We start from the raw sequence: 14,289 nt of genomic DNA on the forward strand, positions 1-14,289 counted from the left end.
ACCGCCGGCGCGCGCCGGCGGTCAACGCCGGATCAGCGGCCGGCCTGCGCCTGGCGCTGCTGCCGCGCCGCGACCTTGGCACGGTGATGGCCATAGGCGCAGCCCGCCGCAGCGCCGAGCACGGCATGGTGGCCCGCGAAATGACCACCGGCACCGCCGACGGCAGCGCCCTTGATGCAGCCCTTGGCGGAAACGGGAGCGGCGACGAGGCCGAGCGAGGCGATGAAGGTGGCGGTGAGAAGAGCAAAGCGAACCATGTGTGTACTCCAGAGGTTTTCGTTCACCTGCACCCGGCAGGGTCAGCCCAACAATTTGGGCAGATAGTTGATCGCGGCGACCGCGACCGTCACGAGCCCGCCCACGATCGCCATCGTCCGTTGCGTACGCGCACCGGCACGGTCGATCGCCGCGTCCACGTCACTTTTCGTCGGCAAGTGGCTCACCCGTTCGGATAGACGCGCCAACTCGACGGGCACGCCCGAGAGCTTGTTCAGCTCCGCCTTGACGAAATCCATGCTCGCTTCGAGCCGGGCGATGCGCGCTTCCATGCCGCCCGAATTGTCACCGCCGTCACCGCCATTCAAGGGCTGATCGTCTTCGTGCCCCCGTTCCGTCGCATCAAGCGCCAGACCTCCCGGCGCGAGCCATCCACCGTCACTCGCCGGCCTTCCATCCCGACAGGAGCAGGAACTCCTCGTTCAGCTCGTCTATGTCCTCGCGCGCCAGCTTCAGCCGGTCATCCACGTCGACGCCGCTCGCCTCTGCGATCCGTTCTACCGCCTCCGCCAGCCGCTTGAGCGCGTGATGCGCAAGGTAGGCGGTGTAGCCGACCTCGCCGTTGATCGCGTTGGCGTGGAACCTGGCTGGCTCGAATGCTTTTAGGCCGCCTCTCTCCGCCGGCGCAGGAAGTCGAAGAACTCCACGCCTTCGCGCAGGCGGCGTTTCATCATGTCGAAGTCGCGCACCATCTCGCCGACGATCGAGCCGATCTTGCGCGGGCGGAAGTAGAAGCGCTTATAGAATTCCTCCACCTTGTCGAAGATCACCGCCGCCGGCAGGTGCGGATAGCTCAACTGCGCGATCTGGTTGCCGCCGTCGGTCAGTAGGTCGTTCGAATCGTCGAACCAGCCGTTCTCGCGCGCCTGCGCGTGGAGGAAGGTGCCGGGGTACGGCGCCGCGAGGCTCACCTGGATGGTGTGGGGGTTGATCTCCATCGCATAACGGATCGTCTCCTCGATCGTCTCCAGCGTCTCGCCGGGCAGCCCCAGGATGAAGGTGCCGTGGATCACGATGCCGAGCTCGTGGCAGTCCTTGGTGAACTGGCGTGCCACGGGCACCAACAGGCCCTTCTTGATGTTGTGCAGCACCTGCTGGTTGCCGCTCTCGTAACCCACGAGCAGCAGGCGCAGCCCATTGGCCTTGAGCACCTCCAGCGTCGAGCGTTTGACGTTCGCCTTGGCGTTGCAGCTCCATTCGACGCCGAAGCCGGGCTTGCCGAAGCCCAGTTTGCCCAGCTCGATCGCCAGTGCCTCGACGCGGGGCGCGTTGTCGGTCAGCGTGTCGTCGTCGAAGAAGATCTCCTTCACCTCCGGCATCTCGCGCAGGACGTATTTTACCTCCTCGATCACGTGGGGGATGGAACGGGTGCGGTAATTGTGACCACCGACCGTTTGCGGCCACAGGCAGAAGGTGCAGCGGCTCTTGCACCCGCGCCCGGTATAGAAACTGACGTACGGGTGCTTGAGGTAGCCGCCGAAATACTTCTCGATCGTGAGGTCGCGCTTGTAGATCGGCGACACGAACGGCAGGCTGTCCATGTTCTCGAGAACCGCGCGGTCCTTGTTGTGGACGATGCCACCGTCGGGCGCGCGGTACGATATGCCCTCGACCTGTGCGAGCGGCATGCCCTTGGCGATGTCGAGGATCGTGAAGTCGAACTCGTTGCGGCAGACGAAGTCGACGGCGGGCGCGGTCATCAGCGATTGCTCGGACTGCACCGCCACCTTCGCGCCGATCATGCCGATCAGCGCCTGCGGGTTGCGCTCCTTGATGAGGGCCGCGGTGCGCACGTCCTGGCCGAACGACGGCGTGGAGGTGTGGAGCACCACGAGCTGCTTGTCGTCGACCTCGTGCGCGATGTCCTCCCACGACAGGTCGTGTGCGGGCGCGTCGATCAGGCGCGAGCCCTCGACCAGCGCGGCGGGCTGGGCGAGCCAGGTCGGATACCAGAACGACTTCACCTCACGCTTCATCTGGTAGCGCGCGCCGGCGCCGCCGTCATAGCCGTCGAACGAGGGAGCCTGGAGGAACAGGGTGCGCAGCATGGGTCAGGTCAACTCCGGTTCGGCGGTCACGCGGCCGTCGCCTTCCATTCTAAGCGTTGCGCCCCGCCAATCAACCGACCGCGCAAAGAAGCTGGCGACGAACACCGCGAACGAGAACAGATCGCGCGCCGGCAGCCACCACGACGGGGCCGGGCGATGCCCCGCCAGCACGTCCGACTGACGTGCCAGCAAGACCCGGGCGACCATGGCGGCGAGCGTCGCGACCAGCGCCGGTGCCGCGTGGAACGGCAGCACGAGCAATCCCAGCGGCATCGGGTGGGTCAATACGCTGCCCGCATGGCCCGCCCTGTTGACCGCGCGCAACGTCGCGGACCAGCGCAGCTCATGGCGCCACACCGCCCCCAGGCTGTCCTCGACACAGCCGTGCGCGATCAGCAGCCGCGGCACCGGGTCGACGCGAAGGCCCAGCCTGCGCACCGCCGCCCCAATCGCATAATCGTCCGCCAGCAAGTCGGCGAAGGCCTGGAAGCCGCCGATCGCGTCCAGCGTCGAGCGGCGGAGCGCGATCGTGGACCCCATGCAGGGATGCTCGACCCGCAGCGCGAGGCTCATTACGACACTGGGCGTAAACTGCCATCCGATCGCGGCCGCGGCAAACCGCGAGGCGGCGCCTGCATCGCCGCGCCCGTGATAGAGGCAGGTCACCGCCCCCACCCCCGGCATCGCGAGTGCGGCGACGACGCGGGCGAGATAGTCGGGAGGCACCGCCATGTCGCTGTCGCTCAGTATAACGATGTCGTGGGACGCGGCCGACACCAGATTGGCGAGATTGCAGATCTTGGCGTTCGCGCCGATCGCTGGCGCGTCCGTCCGCACGACGACGTTTGGAAGCGCGCGCGCGACAGCGAGCGCGGGATCATCGGCGCGGTTCGTGCCCGCGAGCATCTGGATCGGCGCTGACCATTCCTGCGCGAGGAACGTCGCGAGATTGGCGGCCAAAGCCGGCTCCGAGCCGTGTAGCGGCTTGAGCAGGGTCACAGGCTCGGGGCGGGCCGGCTCCGGCAACGGCTCACGCGCGAAGGTCCGCAGCGCGAGAGTCGCATGCGCGGTGTAGCCGATCGCTGCGACCGCGATCAGCAACGGCAACCAGCCGAGAACGGCGAGGACGGTCATCGGCGCAGGTGTGTAACGGCCGATGGTCGGGCTGGCGACCCCTGCGCTTCCTTCCGCCACCCCGCGCGGAACCCCGGCGGTCGCCGGTAAGTGCCTGACATGGCGGACAGGACCATGACAATTGGGCCATCGCTCCGCTTGCGCGGAGCCGGTCAGGGGCATAGTTGTGGCGCTCGTCAACCACGAATGCGTGGGCCAGGATAGGATCGCCATGGAACTCTACATCTGGGCCGGCGCCGCATCGCTCGCCGTCATCGGCGGCCTGGCGCGATTGTGGTGGCTGTTGCGCGAGCGGACGTATCGGCGACGCGAGCAGGCGCGGCGGCGCTGGTGGGCCGCTTATCGGCTCCGCCTGCCCTTGATCCTGATGGCGCGCTGGTCCCGCAACCGGGCGCTCACCTACCGCTCCGACACGGCCTCCTGACGCGCGATCCCGACGTCGAACGGCGTGACGTCGGACGATCGGCTCGCTAGGCTGGTCACGTGGACGATGTGACAGTGGTGACGGGGGTGTCGGGCTTCGTGGGCTCGGCGGTGGCGCGGGCGCTGGCGGCGTCGGGCGTGCGGGTGCGTGGCCTTGCGCGGGCGTCGAGCCCGCGGGCGAACCTGGCCGACTTTCCCGGCGAGCTGGTCGAGGGGGACCTGCGCGACCCCGACGCGGTCGGCCGCGCGATGGCCGGGGTGCGCGGGTTGTACCATGTCGCCGCCGACTACCGGCTGTGGGCGCGCGACCCCGAGGAGATCGTGCGCAACAACCTCCTCACGACGCGCACGGTGATGGAGGCGGCGCTCGCCGCCGGCGTCGAGCGGATCGTCTATACGTCGAGCGTCGCGACGCTGCTGCCCGACGACGGCGGCCCCGCCGACGAGACGCGTCCCGCCCGCCCGGGCCAGGCGGTGGGGGCGTACAAGCGCAGCAAGGTGGTCGCCGAGCGGCTGGTGGAGGAACTGGTCGCGACGCGCGGTCTGCCCGCGGTGATCGTCAACCCCTCGACCCCGATCGGCCCGCGCGACGTGCGGCCGACGCCGACCGGGCGGATCATCGTCGAGGCGGCGAACGGCCGGATGCCGGCGTTCGTGAACTCGGGGCTCAACCTCGTCCATGTCGACGACGTCGCGGCCGGGCATCTGGCGGCGATGGCGCGCGGGCGGATCGGCGAGCGGTACATATTGGGCGGGGAGGACGTGACGCTCGCGGCGATGCTGGCCGATATCGCCGGGCTTGTCGGGCGCAAGCCGCCGACGGTGGCGCTGCCGGTCGCGCCGCTGATGCCGCTCGCCTGGGCCAACGAGCAGCTCGCGCGGGTGACGGGAAAGGAGCCGTTCCTGACGATGGATTCGCTGCGCATGTCGCGGCACGCGATGTTCTATTCGTCCGCAAAGGCGCAAGGAGAGCTGGGCTATGCCGCGCGTCCCTACGCGCAGGCGCTCGCCGATGCGCTCGGCTGGTTCCGGCAGGCGGGCATGGTCCGGTGATCGTGCTCGTGCTCGGGGCTGTGCCGCTGGCGGTCTGGCTGTGGCTGCTGGTCGGCCACGGCGGCTTCTGGCTGGCGCGCGAGCGGGACGACGGGATGCTGCCGGCTCCTGCCGCCTGGCCCGACGTGGTGGCGGTGGTGCCCGCGCGCGACGAGGCGGACGTGATCGCACAGTCGATCGGCAGCCTGTTGCGCCAGGACTATCCCGGCCGTTTCCGGATCGTGCTGGTGGACGACAACAGTTCGGACGGGACGGCGGAGGTGGCGCTGAGTCTCACGCAAAGCCGTGACCCCGGCCTTGTACCGCGGTCCAGGGTCGCGGCAGGTCGGACGGGTCCGGAACTCATACCCCGCTGGACCCCGGAACAGGTCCGGGGTGAAGAAACACGGTCTCCACTCACCATCCTCTCCGGCGCGCCGCTCGCATCTGGCTGGACCGGCAAGCTCTGGGCGGTCCACCAAGGGATTGCTGCCGCCGACGACCCGGAATGGCTGTGGCTGACCGACGCCGACATCGAGCATGCGGCCGACACGCTGCGCAGCCTCGTCGCGCGCGGCGAGCAGGACAGGCCCGAGGGAGCCCGCGTGCTGGTCTCGCTCATGGCGCGGCTGCGGTGCGAAACGCCGGCGGAGCGAGCGCTGGTCCCCGCCTTCGTGTTCTTCTTCCAGATGCTCTACCCGTTCGCCCGGGTTAACCGGCCGGGGCGCACCGCCGCCGCCGCCGGCGGCTGCATGCTGGTGCGCCGCGCGGCGCTGGCGCAGGCCGGCGGGATCGACGCGGTGCGGGGCGCGCTGATCGACGATTGCGCGGTCGGTGCGCTGATGAAGCGGCAGGGCCCGGTGTGGCTGGGGCTCACCGACCGCTCGGTCAGCATCCGGCCCTATGGCGCGGTCGAGGACGTCGCCGCGATGATCGCGCGCTCCGCCTATGCCCAGCTCGGCTATTCGCCCGTCCGGCTGGTCGGGGCGATCGGCGGCCTCGCGCTGGTGTATCTGGCGCCGCCGCTCCTCGCGTTGCTGGGGCAAGGCGCGGCACGGTGGCTCGGCGCCGCCGTCTGGGCGGCGATGGCCCTCGCCTTCCAGCCGATGCTCGCCTTCTACCGCCGCTCGCCCCTCTGGGGGCTGGCGCTGCCCGGCATCGCCGCCTTCTACGCCGGTTGCACGGTCCGTTCGGGCATTGCCCACGCACAAGGCCGTGGCGGCCTGTGGAAAGGGCGGGCACAAGCGGCTACGAGGGCATGATGGATGCCGCGCTCCCCGCCGATACGCTATCGCCCGGCCCGCTCTCGTCCGGGAAAGGCCATCGCGACGAGAACTTCCCCGTCGCGAGCTGGCTGCTCAAGCGCGAGCATCGCGCGCCGATCATGGCCTTCTACCGCTTCGCGCGGAAGGCGGACGACATCGCCGACCACGAACACGCGCCGCCGGTGGAGAAGCTGCGACAGCTCGCCACCATGCGCGACGGCCTCGCGAACGCCGGCACCGACGCGGAAGCATTGGCCCTGCGCGACACGATGGCGGCGGCGCGCATCGACCCCGTCCATGCCGGCGACTTGCTCGACGCGTTCACGCGCGACGTGACCGTCCGCCGCTACGCCACGTGGGATGACCTCATCGGCTATTGCCGGCTGTCGGCGATGCCGGTCGGCCGCTTCGTGCTCGACGTCCATCGCGAGGATCGCGAGGAGACCTGGCCCGGCAACGACGCGCTGTGCGCCGCGCTGCAGATCGTCAACCACCTCCAGGACTGCGGCAAGGACTACCGGTCGCTCGACCGCGTCTACATCCCGCTCGACACGATGGCGGCACGCGGCGCCCGCGTCGAGGACCTGGGCGCGGCCGCCGCCTCCCCGGCGCTGCTCGCCGCCATCCGCGACACCGCCGCGCGCACCCGCAGCCTGCTGGCCGAAAGCCGCGGGTTCGCCGCACGGATCAAGGACCGCCGCCTCGCCGCCGAGGTGCGCGTGATCCAGCGGCTGGCGGAGGACCTGACCCGCCGTCTGCTGGTGCGCGATCCGTTGAGCGAGCGCGTCCACCACACGAACTGGGAGGCGGGCCGACTCGCGCTCGCCGCCCTCGTCGGTCGATAGGCGTGAACCCCAACGCCACCCCCGCCGCGCTGCGATCCCAGGCGGGAGCGCAGGTCTCGGGCAGCAGCTTCTATGCCGGCATGCGCGTGCTCCCCAGGCCGGAGCGCGAGGCGATGTACGCGATCTATGCCTTCTGCCGGCAGGTGGACGACATCGCCGACGACCAGGGCGGTGACCGTGCGAGCCGCGCGGCGGACCTGGCGGCGTGGCGCGCGGACATCGACGCGCTCTACGCCGGCGGGCCGCCCGGTCGCGCGGCGCTGGTCGCGGAGGCGGTGCGGCGGTTCGACCTCGATCGCGCCGACTTCCACGCGGTGATCGACGGCATGGCGATGGACGTCGCCGGCGACATCCGCTGGCCTGACGCGGCGACGCTCGACCTGTATTGCGACCGCGTCGCCTCCGCCGTCGGCCGGCTGTCGGTGCGGGTGTTCGGGATGGAGCGCGACGTCGGCGACGCGCTGGCCCATCATCTTGGCCGCGCGTTGCAGCTGACCAACATCCTGCGCGACCTCGACGAGGATGCGACGATCGGGCGCGTCTATCTGCCGCGCGAGGAGCTGACGCGCGCCGGGATCGCGCCCACCACGCCCGCCGAGGTGATCGCCGACGCCCGCGTCGACATCGTCGCCCGCGCCGTCGCGGCGCAGGCGCACGGCCACTACGGCCAAGCTCGCGCTATCCTCGCGAATCGGCCGCAAGGACGCCTGCTCGCGCCCCGGCTGATGGCGGCGGCCTATGAGAAGGTGCTGGCGCGGATGGAGGCGGTCGGCTGGGCGCCGCCGCGCACCCGCGTCAGGGTGTCCAAGCCCGCGCTGCTGCTGACGGTGCTGCGGCTCAGCATCTTCCGGTGACGTTCGCCCGCGCGACGATCGCCGGCGCGGGGCTCGCCGGGCTCAACGCCGCCGTGTCGCTGGTCGAGGCGGGGCTGGACGTCTCGCTGGCCGACTCCGCCGCGCGCGAGGGGGGGCGGTGCCGGGCGTATCACGATCCGTCGCTCGGGCTCACGATCGACAACGGCAACCACATCGTGCTGTCCGGCAACACCGAGGTGCGCCGCTTCCTCGATCGGGCCGGGGGCGACTGGGCGGGCGCGTTTGTCGACGCCGGCGAGGCCGCCTATGCGTTCGCCGACCTCCGGACAGGCGAGCGTTGGACCGTCCGGATCAACGACGGGCGGCTGCCGTGGTGGATCGGCGCGCCCGCCAGGCGCGTGCCGGGCACGCGCCTGGCCGATTACCTGCCGCTCGCGCGGCTGCTCGGCCGGCGCGACGGACGGGTCGGCGACCGCATCGCCACGGTCGGCCCGCTCTGGGATCGCCTGCTCGATCCGGTACTGCTCGCCGCGCTCAACACGGCGCCGGCCGACGGATCGGCGGCGCTGACCGGTGCGACGCTGCGCGAGACGATCGCGAAGGGCGGCCGCCACATGGTGCCGCGCGTCGCCGCGCACGATCTCGACGCGGCGCTGATCGCCCCGGCGCGCGGATGGCTCGCGTCGCGCGGCGTTGCGGCGCGCACCGGGCGACGGCTGCGCGCGATGACGTTCGAAGACGACCGGGTCGCCGGCCTTGACTGGGGTGCCGGCCCCGAGCCCGTGCCTGCGGACGAGGCGGTGGTGCTCGCGGTCCCCGCCTGGGTCGCGGCCGAGCTGGTGCCCGGCCTGGTCGTGCCCGACGAGCATCGCGCGATCGTCAGCGCCACCTTCCGCCTGCCCCCCCCCGCCGGCGCACCGACGATGCTGGGCCTGCTGGGCGGCACGGTGGAGTGGGTGTTCGCCTATCCCGACCGGATCGGCACCACGATCAGCGCCGCCGACCGGCTGGCGGGGGAAGATCGCGAGGCACTGGCGCGCCGCTTCTGGGCGGACGTCTGCCGCGCCTATGACATCGACGCGCCAATGCCGCCTTGGCAGGTGGTGAAGGAGAAGCGCGCCACCTTCGCCGCCACGCCCGAGCAGAACGCCAAGCGTCCGCCCGCCGGCACCCGCTGGCGCAACCTGTTCCTGGCTGGCGACTGGACCCGGACCGGCCTGCCCGCGACGATCGAGGGCGCGCTGCGATCGGGCGCGACGGCGGCGGCGGCGCTGCTCCGCGGGTGATGAGCCGGCCGGTCGATGCCTGACCGGCAACCGATTGCGTCACGTGTCATTCCAGAAACAGTATCGTTACATCTTTTCACAATATGGAACGAAGCCGCCGGACCCATCGTTGCGGCGCGGGCCATCGTAGTTGGCAAATCATGAGGGTTTTCATGCGTAACATGTTGTTCGTCTCGGCCGCCGCCGCCGTGCTGGCCGCCACTTCCGCCACCGCGCAGGACATGGCCGCGCCGCCGCCGGCCCAGGATCCGACGGTCGCCACCACCGCGCCGGCGACGGCGCCTTCAAGCTCCGGCAGCAGCTTCCGCGGGTTCCGCGTCGAAGGCGACGGCGGCGGCGATCGGTACATGTCGCAGGGCGTCCATCGCGACAAGGTCGGTTACGGCGGCACGGTCGGCTTCGATGGCCAGATCGGCGATCGGATCGTGGTCGGTCCCGAGGCGACCTACTGGCGCGCGAACAACTACACCGAGAATTGCACGACCGGCGCGATCGGTGGCACGCTCTGCAACAAGTCGTTCGACGAATATGGCGTCGCGGTCCGCGCCGGCGTCCTGCTGGCGCCGCAGCTGCTGGTATTCGGCAAGGGCGGCTGGGTCGACAACGAGCAGCGCAAGCGCTTCACCGCGCCGGCCGGTCAGCAGAGCTATTACGATCATTACAACACGGATGGATACCAGCTCGGCGGCGGCGTCGAGCTGTCGATGGCCAACCGCTTCCAGGGGCCGCTCGCGGGGCTCTACCTCAATGCGCAATATGTCTACTCGAAGTATGACGACCACACGTCGCGTCAGCGGGTGATGGGCGGCATCGGCATCCACTTCCGCTGATCGTCGGGCGGACGGGCACAGGCGGCACGTGCCGCCTGTGCCCCGATCCGGCACCATGGCCCCCTCCCCTCCGCAGCCCAATCTTGCTAGCGGAGATCCGATGGCCCCGTTGACCCCATCTGCCGATCACGCCGGCTCCGCGCTTTTGATCGCAGACACGCTCGACCACACAATCGACCAGGCGGCCTCCGCCTTGCGCCGCGCCCAGCGCCCGGACGGCCATTGGGTGTTCGAGCTGGAAGCGGACGCGACCATCCCGGCGGAATACATCCTGCTCCGCCACTACCTTGGCGAGCCCGACGATCTGGTGCTCGAGGCGCGGATCGGGCGCTACCTCCGCCGCATACGGTCGGCTGAGCACGCCGGGTGGGGACTGTTTCACGGCGGCGGCTTCGATGTCAGTGCCACGGTGAAGGCCTATTTCGCGCTCAAGATGATCGGTGACGATCCGCAAGCGCCGCACATGGCCCGCGCCCGCGCCGCGATCCTGGCGGCGGGCGGGGCGGAGGCGGTGAACGTCTTCACGCGCATCCAGCTCGCGCTGTTCGGCGGCCCCTGGAGCGGGGTACCGACGATGCCGCCCGAGCTGATCCTGCTGCCGCGCCGGTTTCCGATCCACCTGTCCAAGATGAGCTATTGGGCGCGCACCGTCGTCGTGCCGCTGCTGGTGCTCGGCGCGCTCAGGCCCGTCGCGCGCAACCCGCGCGGCGTACGGGTGGACGAGCTGTTCACCGGCCGCCCGGCGCCGCTCGCTTCGCGGAGCGCGGACGTGAGCTGGATGTGGGGCGCCGGCTTCGGCGCGCTCGACCGGCTGCTCAAGGCCGCCGACGGCTGGTGGCCCGGGCGCACCCGCCGTCGCGCGATCGACGCCTGCGTCGCCTGGGTCACCGAGCGGCTGAACGGCGAGGACGGGCTGGGCGCGATCTATCCCGCGATGGCCAACAGCGTCATGATGTTCGACGCGCTAGGCTACGCGCCCGACCATCCTGCGCGCGCGGTCGCCCGGCGATCGGTCGAGCGGCTGCTGGTCCATCGCGACGAGACGGACGAGACCTACTGCCAGCCCTGCGTCTCCCCGGTGTGGGACACCGCGCTCGCCGCGCACGCGATGATGGAGGCGGGCGACGAAGCTAGCGCCGACGCAGGCCTCGCCTGGCTCGCGCCTCGCCAGGTTCTCGACGTCGCCGGCGACTGGGCGGAGGAGCGGCCGGGGGTGCGGCCGGGCGGCTGGGCCTTCCAATACGCCAACGACCATTATCCCGACCTCGACGACACGGCGGTGGTGGTGATGGCGATGGACCGCGCGCGCGGTCGCACCGGAGCGGCGCATGAAGAGGCGATCGCGCGCGGCACGGAGTGGACCGTCGGCCTCCAGTCGAAGGACGGCGGCTGGGGCGCGTTCGACGCCGACAACGACCATGGCTATCTCAACAACCTGCCGTTCGCCGACCATGGCGCGCTGCTCGACCCGCCGACCGCCGACGTCACCGCGCGCTGCGTGTCGATGCTGGTGCAACTGGGCGAGACGGACTCAGCCCGCATGACGGCCGCGCTCACGTGGCTGGAGCGGAACCAGGAGGCTGACGGAAGCTGGTTCGGCCGCTGGGGCGTCAACTACGTCTATGGCACATGGTCGGTGCTGTGCGCGCTGAACGCCGCCGGGATCGGGGGAGAGCACCCGATGATGGCGCGCGCGGCCGACTGGCTGGAGGCGATCCAGAACGCGGACGGCGGCTGGGGCGAGGATTGCGACAGCTACGACCTTGCCCGCACCGGCCACACGCCGGCGGCGTCGACAGCCTCGCAGACCGCCTGGGCGCTGCTGGGGCTGATGGCCGCCGGGCGCGTGCGGTCCCCCGCCGTCGGGCGAGGCATCGCGTGGCTGCAGGCGCGGCAGGAGCCGGACGGCTTGTGGGGGCAGGAGATGTACACGGGCGGCGGCTTCCCGCGCGTGTTCTACCTGCGCTACCATGGGTATCCGAAATATTTCCCGCTGTGGGCGCTGGCCCGCTACCGCAACCTGATGCGCGGCAACGGGGAGCGCGTCGTTTGGGGGATGTGACGATCACGCCGATGCCTACTCTTCTTCCGTTCAGGCTGAGCCTGTCGAAGCCCTGCCCTTTCTTTGAACGTGGAAAGAGAAAGGCAGTGCTTCGACAAGCTCAGCATGAACGGACATGGACATGCCAATGACCGGCCATGTCGTAGTCGCGACCGGCTTCAACCGTGAGGTCGCCTGCGTCTCGCGCCTCGCAGGCGTGGTGCCGGTCGCGGGCGGCGGCGATCCGGTCGCGCTGCGCCAGCGGATCGAGGCGGCGGCGGCGGGCGCGGCGGGGATCGTCAGCTTCGGCATGACGGGCGCGCTGGTCGACGGGCTCGCGATCGGCGACTGGGTGGTCGCGGACCGGCTGTGGGGCGCTATCGACCTCGCCTGCGACCCGGCCTGGACGGCGGCGCTGGCGGCGCGGCTGCCGGGCGCCCGCGTCGGCGGCTTCTTCGCCGACGGGCGGATGATCGACACGGTCGCGGAGAAACTGTCGCTAGGCGATCGCCACGGCGCGCTGGCGGTGGACATGGAGAGCCATGTCGCCGGCGCCGTCGCGGCCGAGCGGGGCCTGCCGTTCGCGATCGTGCGCTGCGTGTCCGACGGGGCGCGGCACCTGCTGCCCCACGCGATCACCGTGTCGATGCGCCCCGATGGCGGCGTCGACGGCGCCGCGATGCTCCGTTCGGTCGCGCGTCGCCCCGGCCAGATCGCCGACATCGCACGCACGACGGCGGGGTTCACCAAAGCGATGCGCGAGCTGAAGCGCGGCGCGGTGAGGCTCGGGCCGCGGATGGGGATGCCTGGGTAGAACCCTTCCCCTGTCGTGTTACGAGCCGTTCGTGTCGAGCGAAGTCGAGACACCTCGCCATGCCCTCGAACCACGTCCCTCGACTTCGCTCGGGACGAACGGGCGTTGAAGACGCAGCATTGCCTTAGCTTCTTCGCCGCCTGCCCGGCCCCTCCCGCTCCCCCGTCCCCTTCAGCGCGTCCGACAGGTCCTTGATCCGCCAGCCGCCGAACAGCGCCATGCTCGGATCATGCGGCGCCTTGGCCGGGTCGCCACGCCCCGTCTGCTTCTGGGCCTCCACCTGCGCCAGGTCGGGCAGCGCGATCTGTTCCCATTCGAACCGGGTCGGCTGGCCCCGCGCCGCGCGCACCGCCTCGGCGACGCGGAACTGCTCGCGGGCGCGGCTGCGCTCCTCCTCGTGCATCGCGCTCAACCGGTACGAATACGCCTCGCGCGATTCGCCCCGTCGCCGCTTGAGGTGCGCGGGCTCGGCGAGCAGCCGCGCCTCCTTCTGGTGCAGGTACATCAGCTGCAGCATCTGGTTGACGCTCATCGGCGGCGGCTCGGGCGGCTCGTTGTGGGCCCACGCGTCGCGGGTGTGGCTCTCGGGATCGGCGGCGGCCATGCAGCGCAGCTCCAGCCGGCCATAACCCTCCGCCAGCGCCAGCCGCCACTCGCGCGCGAAGGCCTGATCGAGGCGCCGGCGGCGATAGAAGGCCGCCCTCGGTGCGCCAGCCGCCGCCGCGGACAGCGTCGCATTTGCGGTGACGGACAGCGCGAGCAGGAACGCCTGCTCGCACGCCGGCGTCAGCTTGCCCGGACACGCGGCGCGCTGCTGAAGCATCCCGCCCCGCCCCCGCGCGACGACCGCTTCGCCGCCCCGCGTGCGCCAGGCGGACCGCGGCGCCTCCTTCCACTCGCCCGGCAGCCGGCCGGTCGCCTTGTCGTGCAGCCGCGCGCTCGCCACGACGAGCGCGGCGCGCCACTCGGTCGCGAATTCGGGCTGGCGCGCGCGGCGGCGGCGCATCGTGCACGAGGCGCGCCCGATCGCCTGCGCGGCGGTGTCCGTGTTGCCTGAGTTCCGAAGCTCATGGAGAAACGCGGCATTCTCGACGGCGAGGCCGCGAGCGTCAGGTCTGAGGGGACGGGGTTCGGCGGGCGAGGGGCGCGGCATGACGCCGATCCAGCTCTGCTTACTTTCCCAACATTGCAAGCGGGATTATCTGTCTACCGATTTGCTGCAAACCGGGCATTTTTGCTGCCTTTTCCATCGCGAAACTGCGAGGCCGTATACACATTAGAGCCGGCGAAATCTAACCTTACCACTAATCTTTGCAAAAGTCGCGTGATCCAAGTTCATGTCTTTGGAAGTGTCTATATCCTTGCATTTAAACCATCCAATGTCGGCATGATAATTGTATAACCCATCAATCATAGCAAGGTTGCTGTAACTGCTCACGGGGTTGGCGGGAGAGGGTTGCGGTGGGCGCGAGTATCTGAT

The 14,289-nt window shown here is 70.4% G+C and carries 14 protein-coding genes; 9 read left to right on the forward strand and 5 right to left on the reverse strand.

Annotated elements, in window-relative coordinates; translation table 11 throughout:
* Positions 1-32: 32 nt before the first annotated feature.
* The 4 genes from ACFE65_RS14725 to hpnI all read right to left on the reverse strand — a co-directional run bounded on the left by ACFE65_RS14725 (position 33) and on the right by hpnI (position 3,458).
* Positions 33-257 (reverse strand): hypothetical protein, encoded by a 225-nt coding sequence (locus ACFE65_RS14725; RefSeq protein ID WP_375383122.1) that lies wholly within the window; start codon positions 255-257, stop codon positions 33-35.
* 42 nt (positions 258-299) lie between these two features.
* Positions 300-584, reverse strand: coding sequence for a hypothetical protein (locus tag ACFE65_RS14730; protein ID WP_375383123.1), 285 nt, complete (start codon positions 582-584; stop codon positions 300-302).
* Positions 585-878: 294 nt separating this feature from the next.
* Positions 879-2,324, reverse strand: coding sequence for a hopanoid biosynthesis associated radical SAM protein HpnJ (gene hpnJ / locus ACFE65_RS14735; RefSeq protein ID WP_375383124.1), 1,446 nt, complete (start codon positions 2,322-2,324; stop codon positions 879-881).
* Between the two features lie 3 nt (positions 2,325-2,327).
* Positions 2,328-3,458, reverse strand: coding sequence for a bacteriohopanetetrol glucosamine biosynthesis glycosyltransferase HpnI (hpnI, locus tag ACFE65_RS14740; protein ID WP_375383125.1), 1,131 nt, complete (start codon positions 3,456-3,458; stop codon positions 2,328-2,330).
* A 211-nt stretch (positions 3,459-3,669) separates the two neighbouring features.
* Between hpnI and ACFE65_RS14745 the strand changes: the two genes are divergently transcribed.
* The 9 genes from ACFE65_RS14745 to ACFE65_RS14785 all read left to right on the forward strand — a co-directional run bounded on the left by ACFE65_RS14745 (position 3,670) and on the right by ACFE65_RS14785 (position 12,809).
* Entirely contained in the window at positions 3,670-3,882 is a 213-nt protein-coding gene (locus ACFE65_RS14745; protein WP_375383126.1) for a hypothetical protein, read from the forward strand.
* Positions 3,883-3,941: 59 nt separating this feature from the next.
* Positions 3,942-4,934: a hopanoid-associated sugar epimerase gene (gene hpnA, locus ACFE65_RS14750; RefSeq protein WP_375383127.1), complete on the forward strand. Its 993-nt coding sequence runs from the start codon at positions 3,942-3,944 to the stop codon at positions 4,932-4,934.
* Positions 4,931-6,175 (forward strand): glycosyltransferase, encoded by a 1,245-nt coding sequence (locus ACFE65_RS14755; RefSeq protein ID WP_375383128.1) that lies wholly within the window; start codon positions 4,931-4,933, stop codon positions 6,173-6,175. The genes hpnA and ACFE65_RS14755 overlap by 4 nt, the downstream gene beginning before the upstream one ends.
* Entirely contained in the window at positions 6,175-7,023 is an 849-nt protein-coding gene (gene hpnC, locus ACFE65_RS14760; protein WP_375383129.1) for a squalene synthase HpnC, read from the forward strand. Before ACFE65_RS14755 ends, hpnC begins: the two co-directional genes overlap by 1 nt.
* A 2-nt stretch (positions 7,024-7,025) precedes the next feature.
* Positions 7,026-7,877, forward strand: a complete 852-nt coding sequence (gene hpnD / locus ACFE65_RS14765) for a presqualene diphosphate synthase HpnD (protein WP_375383130.1) — start codon at positions 7,026-7,028, stop codon at positions 7,875-7,877.
* Positions 7,874-9,124: a hydroxysqualene dehydroxylase HpnE gene (hpnE, locus tag ACFE65_RS14770; protein ID WP_375383131.1), complete on the forward strand. Its 1,251-nt coding sequence runs from the start codon at positions 7,874-7,876 to the stop codon at positions 9,122-9,124. Before hpnD ends, hpnE begins: the two co-directional genes overlap by 4 nt.
* Positions 9,125-9,276: 152 nt before the next feature.
* Positions 9,277-9,954 carry an outer membrane protein gene (locus ACFE65_RS14775; RefSeq protein ID WP_375383132.1) on the forward strand — a complete coding sequence of 226 codons (678 nt, stop codon included), beginning with the start codon at positions 9,277-9,279 and terminating at the stop codon, positions 9,952-9,954.
* 109 nt (positions 9,955-10,063) lie between these two features.
* The gene (gene shc / locus ACFE65_RS14780) at positions 10,064-12,016 is read left to right on the forward strand and encodes a squalene--hopene cyclase (protein ID WP_375383136.1); all 1,953 of its coding nucleotides are present in this window, start codon (positions 10,064-10,066) and stop codon (positions 12,014-12,016) included.
* 115 nt (positions 12,017-12,131) lie between these two features.
* Entirely contained in the window at positions 12,132-12,809 is a 678-nt protein-coding gene (locus ACFE65_RS14785) for a phosphorylase (protein ID WP_375383133.1), read from the forward strand.
* A 124-nt stretch (positions 12,810-12,933) separates the two neighbouring features.
* Here ACFE65_RS14785 and ACFE65_RS14790 read toward each other — a convergent pair whose 3' ends face one another.
* Positions 12,934-13,962 (reverse strand): hypothetical protein, encoded by a 1,029-nt coding sequence (locus ACFE65_RS14790; protein WP_375383134.1) that lies wholly within the window; start codon positions 13,960-13,962, stop codon positions 12,934-12,936.
* Between the last annotated feature and the right edge of the window lie 327 nt (positions 13,963-14,289).

It is taken from the genome of uncultured Sphingomonas sp., assembly GCF_964237335.1.
Lineage (GTDB): Bacteria > Pseudomonadota > Alphaproteobacteria > Sphingomonadales > Sphingomonadaceae > Sphingomonas.

What these genes read in the sequence shown, in the direction of transcription:
- ACFE65_RS14725 (WP_375383122.1), bottom strand. Translation starts at nt 257, where the DNA reads ATGGTTCGCTTTGCTCTTCTCACCGCCACCTTCATCGCCTCGCTCGGC.
- hpnJ (WP_375383124.1), bottom strand. Translation starts at nt 2,324, where the DNA reads ATGCTGCGCACCCTGTTCCTCCAGGCTCCCTCGTTCGACGGCTATGAC.
- hpnI (WP_375383125.1), bottom strand. Translation starts at nt 3,458, where the DNA reads ATGACCGTCCTCGCCGTTCTCGGCTGGTTGCCGTTGCTGATCGCGGTC.
- ACFE65_RS14745 (WP_375383126.1), top strand. Translation starts at nt 3,670, where the DNA reads ATGGAACTCTACATCTGGGCCGGCGCCGCATCGCTCGCCGTCATCGGC.
- hpnC (WP_375383129.1), top strand. Translation starts at nt 6,175, where the DNA reads ATGGATGCCGCGCTCCCCGCCGATACGCTATCGCCCGGCCCGCTCTCG.
- ACFE65_RS14775 (WP_375383132.1), top strand. Translation starts at nt 9,277, where the DNA reads ATGCGTAACATGTTGTTCGTCTCGGCCGCCGCCGCCGTGCTGGCCGCC.
- ACFE65_RS14785 (WP_375383133.1), top strand. Translation starts at nt 12,132, where the DNA reads ATGGACATGCCAATGACCGGCCATGTCGTAGTCGCGACCGGCTTCAAC.
- ACFE65_RS14790 (WP_375383134.1), bottom strand. Translation starts at nt 13,962, where the DNA reads ATGCCGCGCCCCTCGCCCGCCGAACCCCGTCCCCTCAGACCTGACGCT.